Origin of the sequence: Kitasatospora sp. NPDC048365 (assembly GCF_043200835.1) — a bacterium.
Classification (GTDB): domain Bacteria; phylum Actinomycetota; class Actinomycetes; order Streptomycetales; family Streptomycetaceae; genus Kitasatospora; species Kitasatospora terrestris.
Genome location: NZ_JBICYJ010000020.1, coordinates 1 through 22,941 on the forward strand (window position 1 = coordinate 1; position 22,941 = coordinate 22,941).

Consider the following 22,941-nt stretch of genomic DNA (forward strand, 5'->3'; position numbering starts at 1 on the left):
GCCCGGTTACATTCCGAACCCGGAAGCTAAGCCTCACAGCGCCGATGGTACTGCAGGGGGGACCCTGTGGGAGAGTAGGACGCCGCCGAACAATCATTCAGGGAAGGGCCCCGCCACTTGTGGCGGGGCCCTTTTCGCGTTGTGTACTCTTCGCCAATGCAGAACCTCACCCTGACCTGGCAGACCTCGGCGGTCGCCTCCGTTGCGCTGTACGGCTCGGCGTTCGCGGTCGCGCGGTTCGCCAAGCGGCCGGGGCCGGCGGCGGTGCTGCGGGAGGCGGGGACGCTGCTGGCGCTGTTCACGCTCTGGCAGGTGGTGGGCCACCTGTCGCTGATGAGCACCGACCACGCGCTGGACCGGGCGGAGTGGATCCACCGGACGGAGCTGGAGTTCGGGCTGCCGGACGAGGTGGCGTGGCAGCGGGTCGTGATGCCGCATCCGTGGCTCGTCCAGGCGGCGAACTACTACTACGCGACGATGCACTTCGGCGCGATGCTGGTGCTGCTGCTCTGGCTGTTCGTGAAGCACCGGGCGAAGTATGCGTGGGTGCGGACGACGGTGGTGGTGACCACGGCGGTCTGCCTGCTGGTGCAGTTCGTTCCGGTGGCACCGCCGCGGATGCTGCCGGGGAACGGGTTCGTCGACCTGGCGGTGCAGTACGGGCAGTCGGTGTACGGCGGCGCGGTGGCGGGGGTGGTGCCGGACCAGCTGTCGGCGATGCCGTCGGTGCACGTGGCGTGGTGCGTGATCGTCGCGGTGGCCGTGATCGCGGTTGCCCGCGGGCCGTGGCGGTGGCTGGTGGTGCTGCACCCGGTGCTGACGGTCGTGGTCGTGGTGGTGACGGCGAACCACTTCTGGGCGGACGGCCTGGTGGCGGTGGGCATCCTGCTGGTGGTGTACCTGGTGCAGAACGCGGTGTCCGGCTGGCGTCAGGGGACACCGGCCGTCCAGGCGGTCACGGAGGCAGCCGCACAGGAGCTGCCGGAGCGCAGGCCGGTGGGCCGGAGGCGCTGAGGGGCCCGACATACCCGGCACACTCGACGCAGAGCCACGTGAGGGGCCAGAAGCAGCCCCGAGCAGCAGCGAGGTCCCGCGGAGGGGTGGAACTCAGCTCCCGGAGTCCTTGCGGTAGCGCTTCGCGAGGACCGGGTCGGATTCCCACCACAGGCCGGTGCTGTTGCTCTCCCCGTCACCGGCGGAATCGGAGCCGGAGCCGGGGTCGGGGTCTGCCGAAGCAGTCGCGGTCTCGTCGTGGCGGAGGCGGAACAGCAGGCCGGGCACGGTCTGGAGCAGCACGGCGAACAGCAGGACGGTCAGCACGGTGAACAGCGGCGGGGTCACCAGGCCCGCCAGGGGCACCAGGAAGACAGTGTGACCGAGGCCGGTGCCGCGCGCTCTGAGCAGGCATTCCTGTTCGTCGGTGACGTTCGCGGTGATCACGTTCGACGAGGTGCGGTCCTTGGTGTGGACGCGTACCCGGTGGGTGCCGGCGGTGGCCGGGAAGCGGGCGGTGTGGCCTTGGCGGACGTCGCCGGCGGGGGTGCCGTCGATGGTGACGAGGAGGGTGCCGGCGCGGCCGATTCTCGGTGCTTCGGCGTGCACGACGATCGTTCCGGTCATCGTTCCGGTCATGGCTGCGCGGCCCCCCTGGCCCTGGATCGTTGATCGCCGGCCAAGGGTAGCGGGGTGGCGGTGACATGGCTGGGCCGGGCCCCCTGGAGGGTCCGGCCGTGGTGCCGTGCGTGTGGTGCGGGCTACTTGTTGAGCGGGAGCGACACCCCGAGCCACTTGCCCTCGGTGAGGGCGAGGGTGGCGGAGTACCAGGCGGCGAGGCCGGCGACGGCCGCGACCCAGGCGCCGGCCTTGGCGAGGCCGTCGGTGCTGCCGAGGGTCGCGATGGCGCTGAGCACCAGCGAGACCGTGAGCAGGCCGTAGGTGGCGCGGCTCCAGAGCCCGGCGCCCCAGCTCGCCGCGGTGAGGGTGAGCGCGAGGAGTGCCCAGAGGAGCAGGAACAGGCCCGCGGTGTTCTTGTTGGCCGCGCCCGCGCCGGACCATACGGCCCAGAACGCGCCGAGGCTGGTGAAGGCGGTGCCGCTGAAGCGGTCGCCGCCGCGGAACTGCCAGAGGCCGGCGATGAACAGCGTGATGCCGCCCACCAGATGGGCCAGGGAGGCGGCGCCGCCGGAGCTGGTGCCGCTGAGGACACCGGTGCCGAGCACGCCGTAGCCGAGAAGGGTCAGACCGAGAGCCAGATTGCCGAGCGGGGCCGCGGAGGCGTCATTGCTCACCGTGGGCTCCTTTCACTCTGCGCCAGGGCATGGCGCGTTCACTGGTGAAGGTGAGGTGATGGTGGTGCGTGGATGCCGGGCCGTGGGCGCACCGGCAGAAGGGTGCGGCGGCAGCGGCTGAGTGAAGAACCGGCTGGTCAGGTGCCGGTCGAGTGTCCCCTCCGGGGTGAATCCCCGGTGATGTCGGTGTACCCGGCACCAACGCCTTGTACCCTTGTGAATCTCACAATTTGGGTATCTGTCAGATAACCGAATCGGACAACTACGGTCGCCGTTGGGTCGGAATGCGCAACGTGAGGATCGCCATGTCGTCCGAGGGCGGCTCGGGCGCGAAGCGTTCGACGGCGCGGTGGACGCGGGCGGCGACGGCGCCGGCGGTCAGTCCGGTGCAGCCGGTGAGCACTTCGGCGAGGCCGTCGTCGCCGAGCATCCGGCGGCCTTCCCGGCGCTCGGTGACGCCGTCGGTGACGCAGAGCAGGACCTCGCCGGGGGCGAGGATCAACTCTTCTGCGGTGAGGTCGAGTTCGTCCATGACGCCGAGCAGCGGCTGGGGCGAGGCGGCCTGGTCGACCTGGCCGTCGGTGCGCAGTCGCAGCGGCAGCGGGTGGCCGGCGCAGACCAGGGAGAGGGCGGTGGAGCCGTCCTCGCGCGGGGTCAACTCGCCGTAGAGCAGGGTGAGGAAGCGGGCGCGGGTGCCCTCGTCGAGGATCGCGGCGTTGAGCCGGCTGAGCACCTGCGGGGCGCTGAGGCCCTCGCGGGCGAGCAGGCGCAGCGAGTGCCGGGCGAGCCCGGTGACGGAGGCGGCCTCGGGGCCGGTGCCGCAGACGTCGCCGATGGCGAAGCCGTAGGTGCCCTCGCGGATCGGGAAGAGGTCGTAGAAGTCGCCGCCGACCTCGTTGCCCTCCCCGGCGGCCTGGTAGAAGACCTCCACCTCGACGCCCGGGATCTTGGGCAACTCGGGCGGCAGCAGGGCGCGTTGGAAGGCCTGGCTGGTGGCGGTGCGCTCGCTGTAGAGCCGGGAGTTGTCGAGTGCGAGGGCGGCCCGGCGGGAGAGGTCCTCGGCGAGTTCGAGGATCTCCTGGCGGAAGCGCCCGGTGCCGCCGCCGCCGAGGACGAGCAGGCCGATGACCCGGTTGCGGGCGGAGAGCGGCAGCACCACGGTCTCGCCGGGCAGGCCGGCGAGGTCGGGGCTGTCGGCGAGGCCGAGGCTGCGGGCGGTGTCGCCCGGAGCGTGCCAGGGGCGGGCGCCGGGGCCGCGGTCGGCCTCCGGGGGCGGGGTCTTGTCGAGCAGGGCGCGCAGCGGGTCGATCCGGTCCTCGTCCTCGTGGAGGAGGAAGGCGAGTTCGGTGCCGGCGGTGCCCGTGCCGGTGTCGCCGGTGGTGTAGACGGCGCACCAGGAGGCGAGGGTGGGGACGGCCATCTGGGCCATCAGGGCCAGGGTCTGCTCGTGCTCCAGGGTGCCGGCGAGCAGGTCGGAGGCCTCGACGAGGAAGGAGAGGGAACCGCGGCGGAGCCGTTCGAGTTCGGCGAGGCGGGCGCTCTCCAGGGCGAGGGCGATCCGGTCGGCACCGAACTGGAGGCGCAGCGCGTCCTCGTTGTCGTAGCGGCCGGGGGTGGCGGCGGCGACGCCGAGGGTGCCGGTGAGGCGGCCCTCGACCTTGAGCGGGACGGTGATCAGCGAGCGCATGCCGGTGTCGGTGAGCAGCGCGGGCTGGTGCGGTCGGACGGCGAGGTCCTCGTGGACGGCGGGCAGTCGGGCGGAGTCGAAGCGGCCGACGCCGCCGTCGACGGGCAGCCGGCCGAGCCGGCGGCCGGCCGGGGCGAGGCCGGTGGACGCGCGGACCTCGAACTCGGTCTCGTCCTCGCTGGTGAGCAGCAGGTAGGCGGCGTCGCCGTCGAGGAGGTCGCGGGCGCGTTCGACGATCCGCTGGAGCAGGCCGGACAGGTCGTCGGGGGTGACCGGGCCGGTGAGCAGGTCGAGCGGTTCGAGGGCGGCCGGGGTGTCGGCGGCGGTGGCGGGGGAGCGGAGCACGGCGCGGTCCTGGCCGCGGACCAGGAGGCAGAGCACGGTGGGGGTGCCGTGGCTGTCGCGCATCCGGATGTGGAGGCCGTAGACGTCGGTGGTGGTGCCGTCGGTGCCGCGGACCGCGTAGCCGCCCTCCCAGCGGGCGAGGCGGAGGGTGTCGGTGAGGCCGAGGCCGGGGTTCTGCGGCCACTGGGCGTACTCGCTCCACGGCCGGCCGAGGGTCTCGGCGGCGGAGTGGCGGAAAAGCGCCTCGGCGTCGTCGTTCCAGGAGCGGACCAGGCCGTGCTCGTCGAGCTGGACGACGGCGACGCGGACCTGGCCGTCGGTGCCGGGGAGTTCGCCGCCGGGCAGGCTGGGCAGGGCGTACCGGGTTCCGGGGGTGTGCTCGGGCAGGTCGAGGCGGAACCAGACGGTCTTGCGGCCGGCGCTGTACTCGACGCCCCAGCGGCTGGCGAGGGCGGAGCACATCAGCAGGCCGCGGCCGCCCTCGCCGTCGGGGTCGGCGAAGTGGTCGCTGGTGGCGGCGGGGACGTTGGCGAAGGAGGGGATGCCGCGTTCGGGGTGGCGGTCGGTGACCTCGATCCGGACGGCGTCGTCCTCGCGCAGGCAGCAGACGTCGGCGGCGGTGCCGGCGTGCACCACGGCGTTGGTGACGAGTTCGCTGGTGAGCACGACCGCGTCGTCGACGACCTCGGTCAGGCCCCAGCCGAGCAGGGCGTCGCGTACGAAGCCGCGGGCTGCGGCGGCCGAGCGGCCGACCGGTTCGAAAGTGGCGGCTGCGCGCGCGGTGACCACGGCGACGTCTCCTCTCCTCTGCTCGTGCTGTCGGGGTCGGCGTGCGGTGCCGCTGCGCCCGGTGCAGCGGTCCACCCTACTTTCCGCGCGGTGCCCGGTGGGGGCGTGCGGCGGAATCGGGCCCCTGAGGGTGATTCTCTTCACCGTTTTCGTGTCTCGGGACGAGAACCCTCTGCAAGCGGCCGGACACCCGGCGCGGCGCCTGCCAGACTGGGGGGTCCGCGGTCGTCGGCCGGAGCAGTACGGTCGAGGGCGGCGGTCCAAGGCTCCGGGGGCCGCCCGCCCGCTCCCGAGCGGTAGTGAACACCATGACGTGGGAGGGCCCCGTTGAGTTCGGCCACCAAGGACGTAACCGGTACGATCCCGGCCGCCGCGCGCGGCAGCCGGTCGGCGCCGCCGTCGCGCGGCGGCGCCGGGCGTCGGCCGGGCCCCAACCGGGGTGCCGAGCCGGCGGAGCTGCGCAAGCTGCTGGCGGCGCTGACCGCGATGCGCGACGGCAACTTCCGCCGCCGGTTGACCTTTCCCGGGGACGGGATGCTGGCGGAGATCGCCGCGGTGTTCAACGAGGTGGCGGAGCGCAACCAGCACCTGACCGGTGAGCTGGCCCGGGTGCGCCGGGCGGTGGGCCGGGAGGGCCGGCTGTCGGAGCGTCTGGAGACGGGTGTCGGCGAGGGCGCCTGGATGGCGGCGGTCGACAACTGCAACGCGCTGATCGACGACCTGGCCCGGCCGATGGCCGAGGTGGGGCGGGTGCTGTCCTCGATCGCGGAGGGCGACCTGGACCAGCGGATGGAGCTGCGTTCGGTGCACACCACCGGCGCGAGCTACCCGTTGCGCGGTGAGTTCCTGAAGGTCGGGCGGACGGTCAACGGCCTGGTGGAGCAGCTGTCGGAGTTCACCGACGAGGTGACCCGGGTGGCGATCGAGGTGGGCACCGAGGGCAAGCTCGGTGGTCAGGCCAGGGTCCGCAGCGTGTCCGGCAGTTGGAAGGACCTGGCGGACTCGGTCAACACGATGGCGGGCCGGCTGACCGCGCAGGTGCGCAACATCGCGGAGGTGACCACCGCGGTCGCCAAGGGCGACCTGTCGCGCAAGGTCACGGTCGACGTCGCGGGCGAGATGGCGGAGTTGAAGAACACCGTCAACACGATGGTGGACCAGCTGAACGGGTTCGCCGCGCAGGTGACCCGGGTGGCCCGTGACGTGGGTACCGAGGGCCGGCTGGGCGGTCAAGCGCAGGTGCCGGGCGTGGCCGGCGTGTGGCGCGACCTCACCGACTCGGTGAACTTCATGGCGAACAACCTGACCGCGCAGGTGCGCAACATCGCGGAGGTGACCACCGCGGTCGCCAAGGGCGACCTGTCGCGCAAGATCGAGGTCGACGCGCGGGGCGAGATCCTGGAGCTGAAGAACACCATCAACACGATGGTCGACCAGCTGTCGGGCTTCGCCGAGCAGGTGACCCGGGTGGCGCGTGCGGTGGGCACCGAGGGCATCCTGGGCGGTCAGGCGCAGGTGCCGGGCGTGGCCGGGGTCTGGAAGGACCTGACCGAGAACGTCAACTCGATGGCGAACAACCTGACGTCCCAGGTGCGCAACATCGCGCAGGTGACCACCGCGGTCGCCAAGGGCGACCTGTCGCAGACGATCCAGGTCGACGCGCGGGGCGAGATCCTGGAGCTGAAGAACACCATCAACACGATGGTCGACCAGCTCTCGGCGTTCGCGGACGAGGTGACCCGGGTGGCCCGGGACGTGGGCACCGAGGGCATCCTGGGCGGTCAGGCGAGCGTGCCGGGGGTCTCCGGCACCTGGAAGGACCTGACCAACTCGGTCAACCTGATGGCCAACAACCTGACCAGCCAGGTGCGCAACATCGCCGAGGTGACCACGGCGGTGGCCCGCGGCGACGTGTCGAAGAAGATCACCGTCGACGCGAAGGGCGAGATCCGCGAGCTGGTGACGACCGTGAACACCATGGTCGACCAACTCTCCGCGTTCGCGGACGAGGTGACCCGGGTGGCCCGCGAGGTGGGCACCGAGGGCATCCTGGGCGGCCAGGCGCGGGTGTCGGGCGTCTCCGGCATCTGGCGGGACCTGACCGACAACGTGAACTTCATGGCGTCCAACCTGACCAGCCAGGTGCGGACGATCGCCGAGGTGGCGTCCGCGGTGGCCCGCGGCGACCTCTCCAAGAAGATCACCATCGAGGCGCAGGGCGAGGTCAAGGCGCTCGCCTCCACCCTGAACACCATGGTCGACCAGCTGTCGGCGTTCGCCGTCGAGGTGACCAGGGTGGCGCGCGAGGTGGGCACCGACGGCACGCTGGGCGGTCAGGCGAGCGTGTCGGGCGTGGCCGGCATCTGGAAGGACCTGACCGACAACGTCAACCTGATGGCCAACAACCTGACCGGCCAGGTCCGCAACATCGCCCTGGTGATCACCGCGGTGGCGCGTGGCGACCTGTCGCAGAAGATCGACGTGGACGCCCGCGGCGAGATCCTGGAGCTGAAGACCAGCATCAACATCATGGTGGACCAGCTCGGCGCGTTCGGTGACGAGGTCACCCGCGTCGCCCGCGAGGTGGGCACCGACGGGCGGCTCGGCGGCCAGGCCCGGGTGGCGGGCGTGGCCGGCACCTGGCAGGACCTCACCGAGTCGGTGAACGAGCTGGCCAACAACCTGACCCGGCAGGTGCGCGCGATGGCCCAGGTGGCCACCGCGGTGACCCGCGGCGACCTGTCGCCCCGGGTCAACGTGGAGGCGTCCGGCGAGCTCGCCGAGCTCAAGGACAACATCAACCAGATGGTCGCCAACCTGCGCGAGACCACCCGGGCCAACAAGGAACAGGACTGGCTGAAGACCAACCTGGCCCGGATGTCCGGTCTGCTGCAGGGCCGCCGGGACCTGTCGGCGGTCGCCTCGCTGATCATGAGCGAGCTGACCCCGGTGGTCTCCGCGCAGCACGGCGCCTTCTTCCTCGCCCAGCCGGCCGGCCGCACCGCCGAGGCGGTCAACGAGGACGACGACGAGAACGACGTGGTGCTGCGCCTGATCGGCTCCTACGGCTACAACCGGCGCACCATGCCGACCACCTTCCGGCTCGGTGAGGGGCTGATCGGTCAGGCGGCGGTGGAGAAGCGGCCGATCGTGCTGAAGGAGACCCCGCCCGGGTACCTGAAGATCGCCTCCGGGCTCGGCGAGTCGGCGCCCGCGCACGTGGTGGTGCTGCCGGTGCTGTTCGAGGACCGGCTGCTCGGCGTGATCGAGCTGGCCACCTTCTCCTCGTTCACCGCGGTCGCGCTGGACTTCCTCAACCAGATCGCCGACCAGATCGGTGTCACCGTCAACACCATCTCGGTCAACACCAAGACCGAGGGCCTGCTGCTGGAGTCGCAGCGGCTCACCGCCGAACTGTCGATGCGCTCCGCGGAGCTGGAGGCCCGGCAGGAGGAGCTGGAGCGCACCAACGAGGAGTTGCAGGAGAAGGCCGAGCAACTCGCCCAGCAGAACCGGGACATCGAGATCAAGAACAGCGAGATCGAGGAGGCCCGGCAGATCCTGGAGGAGCGCGCCGAGCAGCTCGCGCTCGCCTCGCGGTACAAGAGCGAGTTCCTCGCCAACATGTCGCACGAGCTGCGCACCCCGCTCAACTCGCTGCTGATCCTGGCCAAGCTGCTGTCCGACAACAACGAGGGCAACCTGTCGGCCAAGCAGGTCGAGTTCGCCGAGACGATCCACGGCGCGGGCAGCGACCTGCTCCAGCTGATCAACGACATCCTCGACCTGTCCAAGGTCGAGGCGGGCAAGATGGACGTCCGTCCGGCCCGGATCGCCCTGGTCCAGCTGGTCGACTACGTGGAGGCGGCGTTCCGGCCGTTCACCGTGGAGAAGAACCTGGACTTCGCGGTCCGGGTCTCCGCGGACCTGCCGGTCACCCTGCACACCGACGAGCAGCGGCTGCAGCAGGTGCTGCGCAACCTGCTCTCCAACGCGGTGAAGTTCACCGACTCCGGCGCGGTCGAGCTGCTGATCCGCCGCGCCGCCAACGGCGACGTGCCGCAGCACGTGCGCGAGCAGCTGCTGGAGGCGGAGGCGATCTCCGGCCCGGACGAGGCGCTGATCGCGTTCTCGGTCTCCGACACCGGCATCGGCATCCCCGGCAACAAGCTCCGGGAGATCTTCGAGGCCTTCAAGCAGGCCGACGGCGGCACCAGCCGCAAGTACGGCGGCACGGGCCTGGGCCTGTCGATCAGCCGGGAGATCGCCCGGCTGCTCGGCGGTGAGATCCACGTGGAGAGCGAGCTCGGCCGGGGTTCCACCTTCACCCTGTACCTGCCGTTGCGCACCGACGCGGCGGACGCCCCGGCCGGGGAGCGCGCGCCCCTGCGTGCCTCCATCGCGGTGACGCCCGCCGGGACGCCGGTGCCGATCGGCGAGAGTCCGGCGGACCACTGGGCGCAGGAGGTCCGCGAGCTCGCCCAGGAGCGCCGCCGCGGGCTGGCCGAGCGCCGCCGGGCCGCCGAGCTGGAGCGTCCGGCGCCGCGTCCGGCGGAGGAGCCGATCCCGCGCCAGGGGCCCGACCAGGTCCAGGCGCCGGCCCCGGCCCGGCCGGCGCCGGTGCCGCAGTTCCACGGCCGGTTCGACGGCGAGCGGGTGCTGATCGTGGACGACGACATCCGCAACGTCTTCGCGCTGACCAGCGTGCTGGAGCAGTACGGCCTGACGGTGCTGTACGCGGAGAACGGCCGCGAGGGCATCGAGGTGCTGGAGCAGCACGAGGACGTGGCCCTGGTGCTGATGGACATCATGATGCCGGAGATGGACGGGTACGCGACCACCGAGGCGATCCGCCGGATGCCGCAGTTCGCGGGCCTGCCGATCATCGCGCTGACCGCGAAGGCGATGAAGGGCGACCGGGAGAAGAGCCTCCAGGCGGGGGCGACCGACCACGTCACCAAGCCGGTCGACCCGGACCACCTGCTGGCGGTCATGCGCCAGTGGCTGGCCGTCCAGTAGCCGCCACGCTCCGGGCCCGCCGTCACTGGCGGGCCCGGCCGGGAACCCGGTAGGGTCACCCATCGTTGCGAACAGTGACCGAACGGTGACGGGTCGCACGGAGCCTGTGGTGGGCAAGGGGGTACGGCTAGCATGACCGGGGCAGTGATGGGTGGCACGCGGGTGCCGGCCCTCGGGAAACAACCGGCAGGAGGGCGGGTCCTGGTGCAGAAGGCGAAGATCCTTCTGGTCGACGACCGGCCGGAGAACCTCCTCGCGCTGGAGGCCATCCTCTCCGCACTCGACCAGACCCTGGTCCGCGCCTCGTCCGGCGAGGAGGCGCTGAAGGCGCTGCTCACCGACGACTTCGCGGTCATCCTGCTGGACGTGCAGATGCCCGGCATGGACGGCTTCGAGACGGCCGCGCACATCAAGCGCCGCGAGCGCACCCGGGACATCCCGATCATCTTCCTGACCGCGATCAACCACGGTCCGCACCACACCTTCCGCGGCTACGCGGCCGGCGCGGTCGACTACATCTCCAAGCCCTTCGACCCGTGGGTGCTGCGCGCCAAGGTGTCGGTCTTCGTCGACCTCTACATGAAGAACTGCCAGCTCAAGGAGCAGGCGGCGCTGCTGCGCCTGCAGCTGGAGGCGGGCGAGCAGCCGCTGCCCGGCGGCGCGCTGCTGGGCGAGCTGTCGGCCCGGCTGGCGGCGGTGGAGGAGCAGGCGGAGGCGCTCACCAAGCAGTTGGAGGGCTCGGCGGACACCGGCTCGGCGGCCACCGCGGCCCACCTGGAGCGCAAGCTCGCCGGCCTGCGCCGGGCGCTGGACGCGCTCCGTCCGGGTTCGAACTGATCGGGTGTCACCGTCCCCCGTCCGGGTGAGCCGCGGCGGGGGTGACGGGCCGTCGCGACACGTGCCCTTTCGTACGGTTGAGCGCATGGGATCGGCTGGACCGCCCCGGTAGGCTGCTGCCCATGGCCACTCGAACGCCCGGTGCCGCGGCGCGCAAGCCCGGGCCGGCCAAGAAGGCGCCGGCCAAGAAGGCCGCCGCGCCCAAGCCCGCCGCGAAGGCGCCCGCGAAGGCTCCGGCCAAGCGCGCCGCCGCGAAGAAGACCGCGGCCGCGCCGCCGCCGCCCCCGCCGCGGCCGATACTCTTCCGCGCCGTGCGCGCGGTCTGGTTGGGCATCGCGCACTCGATCGGCGCGGTGTTCCGCGGCTTCGGCCACGGTGCGAAGAACCTCGACCCGGCGCACCGCAAGGACGGCGTCGCGCTGCTGCTGCTCGCCCTCGGCCTGGTCACCGCGGCGGGCACCTGGTTCTCCCCGCAGGGCTGGCTCGGCGAGGCGGCCACCAACGTGGTCTCCGGCCTCTTCGGCCGGCTCGACGTGCTGGTGCCGTTCCTGCTGCTCGGCGTGGCGGTGCGGCTGATGCGCCACCCGGAGGTGCCGGAGGCCAACGGCCGGATCGCGATCGGCCTGTCCACCCTGGTCGTCGGGGTGCTCGGCCTGGTGCACATCGGCTGCGGCGCCCCGGCGATGGGCACCGGCGCGACCCGGATACGGCAGGCTGGCGGCATCCTCGGCTGGGCCGCCTCCACCCCGATGATGGCCGCGGCGGGCCCGCCGCTGGCCGTTCCGCTGCTGCTGCTGGTCGCCTTCTTCGGTCTGCTGGTGGTCACCGCCACCCCGGTCAACAAGATCGGCGAGCGGCTGCGGCAGCTCGGCGTCCGGCTCGGTGTGGCCGAGCCGCTGCCCGGCGACCTCGCGGCCGACGGCCTGCCGGCCGGCGAGCGCGAGTACTCCACCGCCCCGCCGGAGGACGCCGACCCGGACGCGCTGCCGATCACCATCGACGACGACGAACTGTCGGCCCGCCGCCGGCGCCGCCGGAGGAAGGGCGAGGACGAGGAGACTCCCGAGCCGGTCTCCTTCGACAAGGACCCGTACGAGACCCGCGACCTGGCCGCCGGTGTCGCCGCCGACCTGGACGGCGCCCTGACCTGGGGCGTCCCCGGCTCCCCGGCGGTCGCCTCGATGCTGCACCAGGTCAAGGACAACACCGCCCCGCCGGAGGAGCCGGCCGTCCCGGCCGCCCGCGCCTCCGAGGCCCCGGACGGCCACGGCCCCGCGCCGCAGCGGATGGAACAGCTCCAGCTGTCCGGCGACATCAGCTACGCGCTGCCGCCGCTCGACCTGCTGGAGCGCGGCGCGCCCGCCAAGGCCCGCTCGCAGCTCAACGACGACGTGGTCGCCCAGCTGACCGGGGTGTTCGCCGAGTTCAAGGTGGACGCCCGGGTCACCGGCTTCACCCGCGGCCCGACGGTCACCCGCTACGAGGTCGAGCTCGGCCCCGCGGTGAAGGTCGAGCGGATCACCGCGCTGGCGAAGAACATCGCCTACGCGGTGGCCACCCCCGACGTGCGGATCATCTCGCCGATCCCCGGCAAGTCCGCGGTCGGCGTGGAGATCCCCAACCGGGACCGGGAGATGGTCACCCTCGGAGACCTGCTGCGCTCGCGCGCTGCCGCCGAGGACAGCCACCCGATGGTGGTCGGCATGGGCAAGGACGTCGAGGGCCACACCGTGATGGCCAACCTCGCGAAGATGCCGCACGTGCTGGTCGCCGGTGCCACCGGCGCCGGCAAGTCGTCCTGCATCAACTGCCTGATCACCTCGGTGCTGATCCGGGCCACCCCGGACGAGGTGCGGATGGTGCTGGTCGACCCCAAGCGGGTCGAGCTGACCGCGTACGAGGGCATCCCGCACCTGATCACGCCGATCATCACCAACCCGAAGAAGGCCGCCGAGGCCCTCCAGTGGGTGGTGCGCGAGATGGACATGCGCTACGACGACCTGGCGGCCTTCGGCTTCCGGCACGTCGACGACTTCAACGCGGCGGTCCGCGCGGGCACCGTGCAGCCGCCGCTGGGCAGCGAGCGCGAGCTGGCGCCGTACCCGTACCTGCTGGTGATCGTGGACGAGCTGGCCGACCTGATGATGGTCGCCCCGCGCGACGTCGAGGACTCGGTGGTGCGCATCACCCAGCTGGCCCGTGCGGCCGGCATCCACCTGGTGCTGGCCACCCAGCGGCCCTCGGTCGACGTGGTCACCGGCCTGATCAAGGCCAACGTGCCGTCCCGCCTCGCCTTCGCCACCTCGGCGATGGCCGACTCCCGGGTCATCCTGGACCAGCCCGGCGCGGAGAAGCTGATCGGCAAGGGCGACGCGCTGTTCCTGCCGATGGGCGCCTCCAAGCCGGTCCGGATGCAGGGCGCCTTCGTCACCGAGGCGGAGATCGCCAAGGTGGTGCAGCACTGCAAGGACCAGCTGACGGCCCGCTACCGCGAGGACGTGGTGGTCGGCGGCGGCCCGAAGAAGGAGATCGACGAGGAGATCGGCGACGACCTGGACCTGCTGATCCAGGCGGCGGAGCTGGTGGTCTCCACCCAGTTCGGCTCCACCTCGATGCTCCAGCGCAAGCTGAGGGTCGGCTTCGCGAAAGCCGGCCGTCTCATGGACCTGATGGAATCGCGGGGGATCGTCGGCCCGAGCGAGGGTTCGAAGGCCCGCGACGTGCTGCTCAAACCGGACGAACTGGACGCCGTACTGATCACGCTCCGGGGGTGACCCGGGGCCGGTCTCACTCGTTCGGAGGAATGTGATGACCGTCCGTCAGATCTCCCCGAGCGGACCCGCCCGTTCGGGCCCCCTCCGGTTGAGAAACGTTCCGCCTCCACCCCTAGACTGTGTGATCAGCAGGTGGCCAACGCTCGAAAGGCGCGCCCAGTGACCATCGGCAAGTCCCCCCGCAGCGACGCCCGTGGGTCCGCCGTGCCTTCCTCCGGCGCCCCGCAGCCGCCCGTCGACCCCGGCACCGCGGTGCCGGCCGAGGACGTGCCGAGCATCGGCCGGGTGCTGTCGAGGGCCCGGATCGACGCCGGCCTGACCGTCGATCAGGTCAGCTCCACCACCCGGGTCCGGGTGCCGATCGTGCACGCCATCGAGGCGGACGACTTCGAACGCTGCGGCGGCGACTTCTACGCCCGCGGCAACATCCGGCTGATCGCCCGGGCCGTCGGCGAGGACGGCGACGCCCTGGTCGCCCGGTACGACGCCGCGCACGGCGGGGCGCCCGGCCCCAAGCACGCCACCCAGCTGCTCGACACCGGCCCGATCAAGGTCACCGACCACCGCCGGCCGAACTGGAACATCGCCATGGTCGCGGCGATCGTCGCGGTGGTCGCGCTGATCGGCTTCAACCTGTTCAGCGGCTCCTCGGCCACCGACGGCACCCCCGGCGAGGCCAGCGCCCCGCTGCCCTCCACCGCCGCGGCGCCGTCCACCGCCTCCGCCCAGCCGCCCGCCCCGGCGCCCAGCCTCGCCCCGATCGCCGCCGCCCCGGCCGACAAGGTGACCGTGAAGCTGGTCGCCGAGAAGGACAAGAGCTGGGTCACCGCCAAGGACAGCGCCGGCAAGTCGCTCTTCTCGAACAACCTCGAAGAGGGCCAGGCGCAGACCTTCACCGACCCGAAGAAGATCAATCTGGTGATCGGCAACGCCGGCGCCGTGCACGTCTTCGTCAACGGCAAGGACCTCGGTCCGGCAGGTCAGGACGGACAGGTCGTGCACCTCACCTACACGCCGGGTGACCCGCAGGCGGGCTGAACCGACGGATGTGACCAGGCGCGCGGGCTCCGGGGGGAACGGCACCGGGGCCCGCGCGTTAATCTTGGCGTCATGCCTGAACCCCGCACTGTCGCCCTGGTCACGCTCGGATGCGCCCGCAACGAGGTCGACTCCGAGGAACTCGCCGGGCGACTGGAGGCCGACGGCTGGCGGCTGGTCGACGACGCCAGCGACGCCGACGTCGCCGTCGTCAACACCTGCGGGTTCGTCGAGGCCGCCAAGAAGGACTCCGTCGACGCCCTGCTGGAGGCCAACGACCTCAAGGGCCACGGCCGCACCCAGGCCGTGGTCGCGGTCGGCTGCATGGCCGAGCGCTACGGCAAGGAGCTGGCCGACGCCCTCCCGGAGGCCGACGGCGTGCTCGGCTTCGACGACTACTCCGACATCTCCACCCGCCTGCAGACCATCCTGGCCGGCGGCCACGTCGAGGCGCACACCCCGCGCGACCGCCGTGCCCTGCTCCCGCTCACCCCGGTGGCCCGGCAGGCCGCGGCCGCCGAGGTCGCCCTGCCCGGCCACGGTGCCCCCGAGGACCTTCCCGACGGCCTGGCCCCCGCCTCCGGCCCGCGCACCCTGCGCAAGCGCCTGGACGACGCCCCGGTCGCCTCGATCAAGCTCGCCTCCGGCTGCGACCGGCGCTGCTCCTTCTGCGCCATCCCCGCCTTCCGCGGCTCCTTCATCTCCCGCCGCCCCTCCGACGTGCTGAACGAGGCGGTCTGGCTGGCCGGCCAGGGCGTCCGCGAGGTCGTCCTGGTCAGCGAGAACAACACCTCGTACGGCAAGGACCTGGGCGACATCCGCCTGCTGGAGACCCTGCTGAGCGAGATCGCCGCGGTCGAGGGGATCGAGCGGGTCCGGGTCAGCTACCTGCAGCCCGCCGAGATGCGCCCCGGCCTGATCGACGTGATGTGCGGCACCGACAAGGTCGTCCCGTACTTCGACCTGTCCTTCCAGCACTCCGCGCCGGCCGTGCTGCGCCGGATGCGGCGCTTCGGCGGCACCGAGCAGTTCCTGGAGCTGCTCGGGACCATCCGCGCCAAGGCCCCGCAGGCCGGCGCCCGGTCCAACTTCATCGTCGGCTTCCCCGGCGAGACCGAGCAGGACTTCGCCGAGCTGGAACGGTTCATCACCGGGGCCGGCCTCGACGCGATCGGCGTCTTCGGCTACTCCGACGAGGACGGCACCGAGGCCGCGACCTACGACGGCAAGCTCGACCAGGACGTGATCGACCAGCGCGTCGCGCAGCTCTCGAAGCTCGCCGAGGAGCTCACCGCGCAGCGCGCCGAGGCCCGGATCGGCACCGAGGTGCTGGTGCTGGTCGAGTCCGTGGAGGACGGCGTGGTCGAGGGCCGCGCCGCCCACCAGGCGCCGGAGACCGACGGCCTGACCACGCTGCTGGGCCTGGACGACGCCGAGATCGGCCGGTTCTACCGGGCCACCGTGGTCGGCACCGAGGGCGTCGACCTGGTCGCCGAGGTTCTGGAGGACGGCGAATGACCAAGGGGCCAGGGGCCCCCACGGCGACGCGGCCCGTGGCGGCCGCGCCGCCGCCGCAACCGGGGGTCTGGAACATCGCCAACGTGCTGACCATGGTCCGGCTGCTGCTGGTCCCGGTCTTCGTGGCGCTGCTGTTCGCCGACGGCGGGCACAACCCCAAGTGGCGCGCGGTCGCCTGGGCGGCCTTCGCCATCGCGATGATCACCGACCTGTTCGACGGCGAGCTGGCCCGGCGCAAGGGCCTGATCACCGACTTCGGCAAGATCGCCGACCCGATCGCGGACAAGGCGATCATGGGTGCGGCGCTGGTCGGCCTGTCCGTCCTCGGCGACCTGCCGTGGTGGATCACGGTGGTCATCCTGGCGCGCGAACTCGGCATCACCCTGATGCGCTTCTGGGTGATCCGCTTCGCCGTCATCCCGGCCAGCCGGGGCGGCAAGCTCAAGACCCTCACCCAGGGCATCGCGGTCGGCATGTACGTCCTGCCGCTCACCGGCTGGCTCGCCACCGCGCGCGCCGTGCTGATGGGCGTGGCCGTGCTGCTCACCGTCGGCACCGGGCTGGACTACGTGGGCCAGGCGATCCGGCTGCGCCGGGAGGGCCTGGCGAAGCAGCGGGCGGGACGATGACCGACGCGGGTGCGGTCGCGCTGGCGGAGAAGGTGCTGGCCGCGCTGAAGGGGGAGGGGGCGACGCTGGCCGTCGCCGAGTCGCTCACCGGCGGCCTGCTCGCCGCCACCCTGGTCGACGTCCCCGGTGCCTCCGCGGTCTTCCGCGGCTCGGTCACCGCGTACGCCACCGAGGTGAAGGCCTCCGTGCTCGGCGTGGACGAGGGCCTGCTGGCCGTCCACGGACCCGTGCACCCGGTGGTCGCCCGCCAGATGGCCGACGGCGTCCGGCGGCTGCTCGGCGCCACCTACGGCCTCGCCACCACCGGTGTGGCGGGCCCCGAGCCGCAGGACGGCCGGCCCGTCGGCACCGTCCACGTGGCCCTCGCCGGACCCGCGGGAACACGCGCCGTTTCGCCACTGTTGTCAGGGGGACGTGCCACAATCCGGCTGAACACCGTCACCGTCGCACTGGAACTGCTGCTCGAACGGGCGGCGAACGCGTAGCGAACCGGCCACGCGGCCCGCAGCCCTTTGCTGAAATCGCTGAACTCGCCCCCCAGGTCCGAGGATCGTGTTAGACCGGATGGCCTGACCGGGCAGATATCAGCCATCGGCGGGGAACACACAGGGGAGGGGGCAGCCTTGCAGCCCAGAGTGAACACGACCACGGTCCCCGCACGGGATGCGGCCAAGGCGGTACGGTGGGGTCGTGACATCTCGATTCGCAGTCCGAGGAGGGAGGCACCGATGATTCTGCTCCGTCGCCTGCTGGGCGATGTGCTGCGTCGGCAGCGCCAGCGCCAGGGCCGCACACTCCGCGAGGTGTCGGCAGCTGCCAGGGTTTCGCTCGGCTACCTCTCCGAGGTTGAGCGAGGGCAGAAGGAGGCCTCCTCCGAGTTGCTCTCCGCCATCTGCGACGCGCTCGACGTCCGGATGTCCGAGGTGATGCGCGAGGTCAGCGACGAGCTGTCGCTCGCCGAACTTGCGGCGATGGCCACCCTCTCGGAGGGTGATCTGCTGAGGCCGGTGCTCGAACCGGTTCCGCTGCCGGCTCCCGGGGTCGACCGGGCCGGGTCCATGTCGCCGAAGACGGCGGCGATGGACGTGGTGGCGGCCTGACCGGACCTCGTTCGTCCCGCCGACCGGCGCGGGACGCGAGTGAGGGAGGCCGTCGATGCGGAGTGCCTGGGCGCTGCGTGGGGTTCTGCTCGCACTGACCGCTGTACTGGGTTGGATCTTGTTCGAGGGCGGCACCGTCGGAACCGGCGGTGCCGCCCTCGGCATACTCGCGGCCGGCGGCTGGGGGCTGGGGCTGATCCCCGTCCACGCGAAGGCCGTCGACGGGGACGAGCGGCCCGGACGGGCGCGTCAGCGGGCCCGGAGGCGGTAGCCGCGGGGGGTCGGGTGGAAGCCCGCCTCCTCCAGGACCCGGCCGAGCGGCGACTCCAGGGCCGGGGTGCCGTTGGCCCGCTCGACGGTGACGGTGCCGAGGGCCCCCTGCTGGACGGCGGCGGCGAGGGCCTGGACGGCCGGGCCCGGGTCCTCCGTCCAGTGCAGCAGCGACTTGCCGCCGCGCTCCACGTAGAGGGTGAGCTCGCCGTCGGTGAGCACGACCAGGGCGCCGGCCTTGCGGCCCGGGCGGTGGGCGCCGGCCTTGGCGCCGGTGTCCTTGGCGTCGGCGGTCGGGGGCTCGGGCCAGGGGAGGGCGGAGCCGTACGCGTTGGCGGGGTCGGCGGCGGCGAGGACCAGCACCTGCGGGGGCTCGGCCGCGGGGCCGGCCGACCAGTCGGTGGCCGAGCGCTCCAGCCGGCCGTTGACCGAGCGCAGGCGGTCGGCGGCGCCGTCCATCGCGAACTGGGCGCCGCCGAGCCCCTCGACGAAGTAGCCGCGGCGGGTCTTCCCCCGCTCCTCCAGCGCGGAGAGCACCCGGTACACCCCGGCGAAGCCGCCGGGGACCCGCTCGGTGGCGACGGTGCCGCGGGTGAGGATGCCGTGCCGGTCCAGCAGGTTCTGTGCCTGCGCGGTGGCGCGGACGGTCGGGTCGCCGCCGTACGCCGGCAGCAGGGACCAGCGGCCGGCGGCGGTGGGAGGGCCGGACCGCAGGGCACCCGCGGGGCGGCCGAGGCCTCGACCGGCGCCGCCGTAGCGGCCGCGCGGGGTGGCCCGCGGCGCCCGGTGCGCGGTGGACCCGGCGGTGCGGCCGGAGCCGAGCAGGGCGCGCAGCGGGGCGAGGGTGTCGTTGGTGACGTACCCGGCCCAGACCAGGTCCCACAGGGCGTCGGCGAGCTCGGCCGGCGGGACGTCGGGCTGGCGGTCCGCGAGCTGGCGGAAGAACAGGCCGTACCCGCCGGCCAGGGTCTCCAGCAGCACGGTGTGCACGGGGGTCAGGGCGGGCGGGACGGGCTCGGGGCGCAGCAGATGGGCGTTCTCCGGGAGGTGGAGGCTGATCCAGCCGTCCTTGCCGGGCAGCGCGCCGGCGCCGGACCAGCCGACCTCGCCGGCCGCCATCAGCTCGTCGAGCATCCCCGGGGCGTAGTCGGAGAGCCGGGCGGGCAGGACCAGCTTCTCCACGGCGGAGGCGGGCAGTGCGGTGCCCTGGAGCTGCTCGACCACCCGGTACAGGCCGTCCAGGCCGCGCAGCCGGTGGCCGGCCAGGTGCTGCCACTGCGGGAGGAACGCGGCCAGGGCGCGCGGCGGGACGGCCTCCACCTCCTGGCGCAGCGCGGCGAGCGAGCGGCGGCGGAGCCGGCGCAGCACCTCGGCGTCGCACCACTCCTGGGTGGCGGTGTGGCCCTCGATCGGCCGGAACTCGCCCTGGACCAGGCGGCCGGCGGCGGTCAGCCGGTGCAGGGTGCCGGTGACCACGGCGGTGCCCAGGCCGAAGCGGCCGGCCGCCTCGGCGGCGGTGAACGGGCCGTGGGTGCGGGCGTAGCGGGCCAGCAGGTCGCCGAGCGGGTCCTTGACCGGCTCGGTGAAGGCCTCCGGGACGCCGACCGGCAGCGGGGTGCCGAGGGCGTCGCGCAGCCGCCCGGCGTCCTCGATCGCGGACCAGCGCAGCTCGCCGCCGATCCGGACCTGGATCACCCGGCGGGCGGACTCCAGCTCCAGCGGCCACAGCGGCTCGGCGCCGCGCAGGGCGAGCTCGGCCTCGGAGAGCGGGCCGAGCAGGCGCAGCGCGTCGGCGACGCCCTCGGCGTCCTTGATCCGGCGCTCGGGGGTGAGCCGCTGGAGCTCGGCCTCCAGCTCGGCCAGGACCTGCGGGTCGAGCAGCTCGCGCAGCTCGGCCTGGCCGAGCAGCTCGGACAGCAGCCGGGAGTCGAGCGAGAGCGCGGCGGCGCGGCGCTCGGCGAGCGGGGAGTCGCCCTCGTACAGGTACTGGGCGACGTACCCGAAGAGCAGGGAGCGGGCGAACGGGGACGGCTCGGCGGTGGTGACCTCGACCAGGCGGACCGCGCGGGACTCCAGGTCGCCCATCAGCTCGACCAGGCCGGGGACGTCGAAGACGTCCTGCAGGCATTCGCGGACGGCCTCCAGCACGATCGGGAAGGAGCCGTACTCGGCGGCCACCTCCAGCAGCTGGGAGGCGCGCTGGCGCTGCTGCCAGAGCGGGGTGCGCTTGCCGGGGCTGCGGCGCGGCAGCAGCAGGGCGCGGCCGGCGCACTCGCGGAAGCGGGAGGCGAACAGCGCGGAGCCGCCGACCTGGTCGGTGACGATCTGCTCGATCTCGGCGGACTCGAAGAGGGCGGCGTCGGCGCCGACCGGGGCGTCCTCGGTGACCGGCTTCGCCGGGTCGGGGAAGTCGAGGAGGTCGGCGTCGGGCAGACGCAGCACGATGCCGTCGTCGGCGTGCATCACCTGCGGGTCCAGGCCGTGCTTCTCGCGCAGCCGGGCGCCGAGGGCAAGCGCCCAGGGGGCGTGCACCTGGGCGCCGAACGGGGAGTGGATGACGATCCGCCAGTCGCCCAGCTCGTCGCGGAAGCGCTCGACCACGATGGTGCGGTCGTCCGGCAGGTGGCCGCAGGCCGCGCGCTGCTCCGCCAGGTAGGCGAGCAGGTTGCCGGAGGCCCAGTCGTCCAGGCCGGCGGCCCGGAGCCGCTCGGCGGCGGCCTCGGGGGCGAGCGCGCCGAGCTCGCGGACGAAGGCGCCGACCGCCCGGCCGAGCTCCAGCGGGCGGCCCAGGGTGTCGCCCTTCCAGAACGGCAGCCGGCCGGGCACCCCGGGCGCGGGGGTGACCAGCACCTTGTCGTGGGTGATCTCCTCGATCCGCCAGGAGGTGGTGCCCAGGGTGAAGACGTCACCCACCCGGGACTCGTACACCATCTCCTCGTCCAGCTCGCCGACCCGGCCGCCGCCCTTCTTGGGGTCGGCGCCGGCGATGAAGACGCCGAACAGGCCGCGGTCGGGGATGGTGCCGCCGGAGGTGACGGCGAGCCGCTGGGCGCCGGGGCGGCCGGTGACCGTGCCGGCCACCCGGTCCCAGACCACGCGGGGCCGCAGCTCGGCGAAGGCGTCGGACGGGTACCGGCCGGCCAGCATGTCGAGCACGCCGTCGAAGGCGGACTGCGGGAGGGTCGCGAACGGCGCGGCGCGGCGGACCAGGGCGAGCAGCTCGTCCACGTCCCAGGTGTCCAGGGCGGTCATCGCGACCAGCTGCTGGGCCAGCACGTCCAGCGGATTGCGGGGGACGCGCAGGGCCTCGATCCGGCCGGAGCGCATCCGCTCGGTGACCACGGCGGACTGCACCAGGTCGCCGCGGTACTTGGGGAAGACCACGCCGGTGGAGACCGCGCCGACCTGGTGGCCCGCCCGGCCGACCCGCTGCAGGCCGGAGGCGACCGAGGGCGGCGACTCGACCTGCACCACCAGCTCGACGGCGCCCATGTCGATGCCCAGCTCCAGGCTGGAGGTGGCGACCACGGCGGGCAGCCGGCCGGCCTTCAGCTCCTCCTCGACCAGCGCCCGTTGCTCCTTGGAGACCGAGCCGTGGTGCGCCCGGGCGATCACCGCCGGGGCGCCGGCGGCCGCGCCGGAGCCGCCCATCAGCTCGGCCGGGTTGTGCGCCCGGGGCAGCGGCTCGCCGGTGGCGCGCTCGTGGGCGATCTCGTTCAGCCGGTTGCACAGGCGCTCGGCGAGGCGGCGGGAGTTGGCGAAGACGATGGTCGAGCGGTGCGCCTGCACCAGGTCGACGATCCGCTCCTCCACGTGCGGCCAGATCGAGCTCTGGCGTGACGGGTCGTCGGCGTTGGCCGGCAGGTCGTCCAGGTCGGGGACGGGGACGACCACCGAGAGGTCGAAGCGCTTGGCCGAGCCGGGCTGGACGATCGCCGCGCCGCGCTGCGGGCTGAGGTAACGGGCCACCTCCTCGACCGGGCGGACCGTCGCCGACAGGCCGATCCGGCGGGCCGGCCGCTCCAGCAGCTGGTCGAGCCGCTCCAGGGTGAGCGCCAGGTGGGCGCCGCGCTTGGTGCCGGCCACCGCGTGCACCTCGTCGAGGATCACCGTGTCCACCCCGCGCAGCGCATCCCGGGCGGCGGAGGTGAGCAGCAGGAACAGCGACTCGGGGGTGGTGATCAGGATGTCCGGCGGGTGGGTGGTGAAGCGGCGGCGGTCGGCAGCCGGGGTGTCGCCGGAGCGGATCGCGACCTGGACCTCCGGCTCGGGCAGGCCGAGCCGGACGGCCGCCTGGCGCAGACCGGCCAGCGGGGCCCGCAGGTTGCGCTCGACGTCCACCGCGAGGGCCTTCAGCGGGGAGACGTAGAGCACCCGGCAGCGCTTCTTCGGCTCGGCGGGCGGCGGGGCGGAACTGAGCCCGTCCAGCGCGGAGAGGAAGGCGGCGAGCGTCTTGCCGGAGCCGGTCGGCGCCACCACCAGCACGTCGGTGCCCTGCTGGATCGCCGTCCACGCCTGGGCCTGCGCCTCGGTGGGCGCGGCGAACGCCCCGGTGAACCACGCCCGGGTCGCCGGGGCGAAGCCGTCGAGGGCGTCCGGAGGGCCGGGAGCGTCGGAGGTACGGGGCGCCATGCCCCCATGGTGCCC

General features: G+C 73.1%; 13 protein-coding genes and 1 rRNA gene. 10 read left to right on the forward strand and 4 right to left on the reverse strand.

The annotated features are described in order from the left end of the window. Together rrf and ACGFX4_RS21120 are read left to right on the forward strand one after the other, a co-directional pair. Window positions 1–91: ribosomal RNA gene (gene rrf, locus ACGFX4_RS21115) — 5S ribosomal RNA — on the forward strand; the annotation flags it as partial. A 65-nt stretch (window positions 92–156) separates the two neighbouring features. After that, entirely contained in the window at window positions 157–1,014 is an 858-nt protein-coding gene (locus ACGFX4_RS21120) for a phosphatase PAP2 family protein (RefSeq protein WP_393076498.1), read from the forward strand. 93 nt (window positions 1,015–1,107) lie between these two features. Here the strand turns inward: ACGFX4_RS21120 and ACGFX4_RS21125 are convergent, their stop codons facing one another. The 3 genes from ACGFX4_RS21125 to ACGFX4_RS21135 all read right to left on the reverse strand — a co-directional run bounded on the left by ACGFX4_RS21125 (window position 1,108) and on the right by ACGFX4_RS21135 (window position 5,109). Then, window positions 1,108–1,620, reverse strand: coding sequence for a hypothetical protein (locus tag ACGFX4_RS21125; RefSeq protein WP_393076501.1), 513 nt, complete (start codon window positions 1,618–1,620; stop codon window positions 1,108–1,110). Between the two features lie 134 nt (window positions 1,621–1,754). Further along, window positions 1,755–2,288: a GPR1/FUN34/YaaH family transporter gene (locus ACGFX4_RS21130; RefSeq protein WP_393076504.1), complete on the reverse strand. Its 534-nt coding sequence runs from the start codon at window positions 2,286–2,288 to the stop codon at window positions 1,755–1,757. Window positions 2,289–2,550: 262 nt separating this feature from the next. Further along, entirely contained in the window at window positions 2,551–5,109 is a 2,559-nt protein-coding gene (locus tag ACGFX4_RS21135) for a SpoIIE family protein phosphatase (protein WP_393076507.1), read from the reverse strand. A gap of 486 nt (window positions 5,110–5,595) precedes the next feature. Between ACGFX4_RS21135 and ACGFX4_RS21140 the strand changes: the two genes are divergently transcribed. The 8 genes from ACGFX4_RS21140 (at window position 5,596) to ACGFX4_RS21175 (ending at window position 18,024) form a co-directional block, all read left to right on the forward strand. Further along, on the forward strand, window positions 5,596–10,128 hold the full coding sequence (locus ACGFX4_RS21140) for a HAMP domain-containing protein (RefSeq protein WP_393076795.1): 4,533 nt from the start codon (window positions 5,596–5,598) through the stop codon (window positions 10,126–10,128). A gap of 201 nt (window positions 10,129–10,329) precedes the next feature. Continuing rightward, window positions 10,330–10,965 carry a response regulator gene (locus tag ACGFX4_RS21145; protein WP_345701981.1) on the forward strand — a complete coding sequence of 212 codons (636 nt, stop codon included), beginning with the start codon at window positions 10,330–10,332 and terminating at the stop codon, window positions 10,963–10,965. A 122-nt stretch (window positions 10,966–11,087) separates the two neighbouring features. Continuing rightward, on the forward strand, window positions 11,088–13,739 hold the full coding sequence (locus ACGFX4_RS21150; protein WP_393076510.1) for a DNA translocase FtsK: 2,652 nt from the start codon (window positions 11,088–11,090) through the stop codon (window positions 13,737–13,739). 159 nt (window positions 13,740–13,898) lie between these two features. After that, window positions 13,899–14,777, forward strand: a complete 879-nt coding sequence (locus ACGFX4_RS21155; RefSeq protein WP_393076513.1) for a helix-turn-helix domain-containing protein — start codon at window positions 13,899–13,901, stop codon at window positions 14,775–14,777. A 72-nt stretch (window positions 14,778–14,849) separates the two neighbouring features. Then, on the forward strand, window positions 14,850–16,295 hold the full coding sequence (rimO, locus tag ACGFX4_RS21160) for a 30S ribosomal protein S12 methylthiotransferase RimO (RefSeq protein ID WP_393076516.1): 1,446 nt from the start codon (window positions 14,850–14,852) through the stop codon (window positions 16,293–16,295). Continuing rightward, window positions 16,292–16,924 carry a CDP-diacylglycerol--glycerol-3-phosphate 3-phosphatidyltransferase gene (pgsA, locus tag ACGFX4_RS21165; protein ID WP_393076519.1) on the forward strand — a complete coding sequence of 211 codons (633 nt, stop codon included), beginning with the start codon at window positions 16,292–16,294 and terminating at the stop codon, window positions 16,922–16,924. The genes rimO and pgsA overlap by 4 nt, the downstream gene beginning before the upstream one ends. After that, the gene (locus ACGFX4_RS21170) at window positions 16,921–17,409 is read left to right on the forward strand and encodes a CinA family protein (RefSeq protein WP_393076521.1); all 489 of its coding nucleotides are present in this window, start codon (window positions 16,921–16,923) and stop codon (window positions 17,407–17,409) included. The genes pgsA and ACGFX4_RS21170 overlap by 4 nt, the downstream gene beginning before the upstream one ends. Before the next feature lie 243 nt (window positions 17,410–17,652). Then, on the forward strand, window positions 17,653–18,024 hold the full coding sequence (locus ACGFX4_RS21175; protein WP_345699207.1) for a helix-turn-helix transcriptional regulator: 372 nt from the start codon (window positions 17,653–17,655) through the stop codon (window positions 18,022–18,024). A 249-nt stretch (window positions 18,025–18,273) separates the two neighbouring features. On the opposite strand, the gene ACGFX4_RS21180 is transcribed toward ACGFX4_RS21175, so the two are convergent. Then, window positions 18,274–22,926 (reverse strand): ATP-dependent helicase, encoded by a 4,653-nt coding sequence (locus ACGFX4_RS21180; RefSeq protein ID WP_393076524.1) that lies wholly within the window; start codon window positions 22,924–22,926, stop codon window positions 18,274–18,276. Window positions 22,927–22,941 lie beyond the last annotated feature (15 nt).

Coding starts and splice junctions, on each gene's coding strand:
- ACGFX4_RS21150 (WP_393076510.1), top strand. CDS start 11,088: ATGGCCACTCGAACGCCCGGTGCCGCGGCGCGCAAGCCCGGGCCGGCC.
- ACGFX4_RS21125 (WP_393076501.1), bottom strand. CDS start 1,620: ATGACCGGAACGATCGTCGTGCACGCCGAAGCACCGAGAATCGGCCGC.
- ACGFX4_RS21120 (WP_393076498.1), top strand. CDS start 157: ATGCAGAACCTCACCCTGACCTGGCAGACCTCGGCGGTCGCCTCCGTT.
- pgsA (WP_393076519.1), top strand. CDS start 16,292: ATGACCAAGGGGCCAGGGGCCCCCACGGCGACGCGGCCCGTGGCGGCC.
- rimO (WP_393076516.1), top strand. CDS start 14,850: ATGCCTGAACCCCGCACTGTCGCCCTGGTCACGCTCGGATGCGCCCGC.
- ACGFX4_RS21140 (WP_393076795.1), top strand. CDS start 5,596: ATGCGCGACGGCAACTTCCGCCGCCGGTTGACCTTTCCCGGGGACGGG.
- ACGFX4_RS21170 (WP_393076521.1), top strand. CDS start 16,921: ATGACCGACGCGGGTGCGGTCGCGCTGGCGGAGAAGGTGCTGGCCGCG.
- ACGFX4_RS21175 (WP_345699207.1), top strand. CDS start 17,653: ATGATTCTGCTCCGTCGCCTGCTGGGCGATGTGCTGCGTCGGCAGCGC.
- ACGFX4_RS21180 (WP_393076524.1), bottom strand. CDS start 22,926: ATGGCGCCCCGTACCTCCGACGCTCCCGGCCCTCCGGACGCCCTCGAC.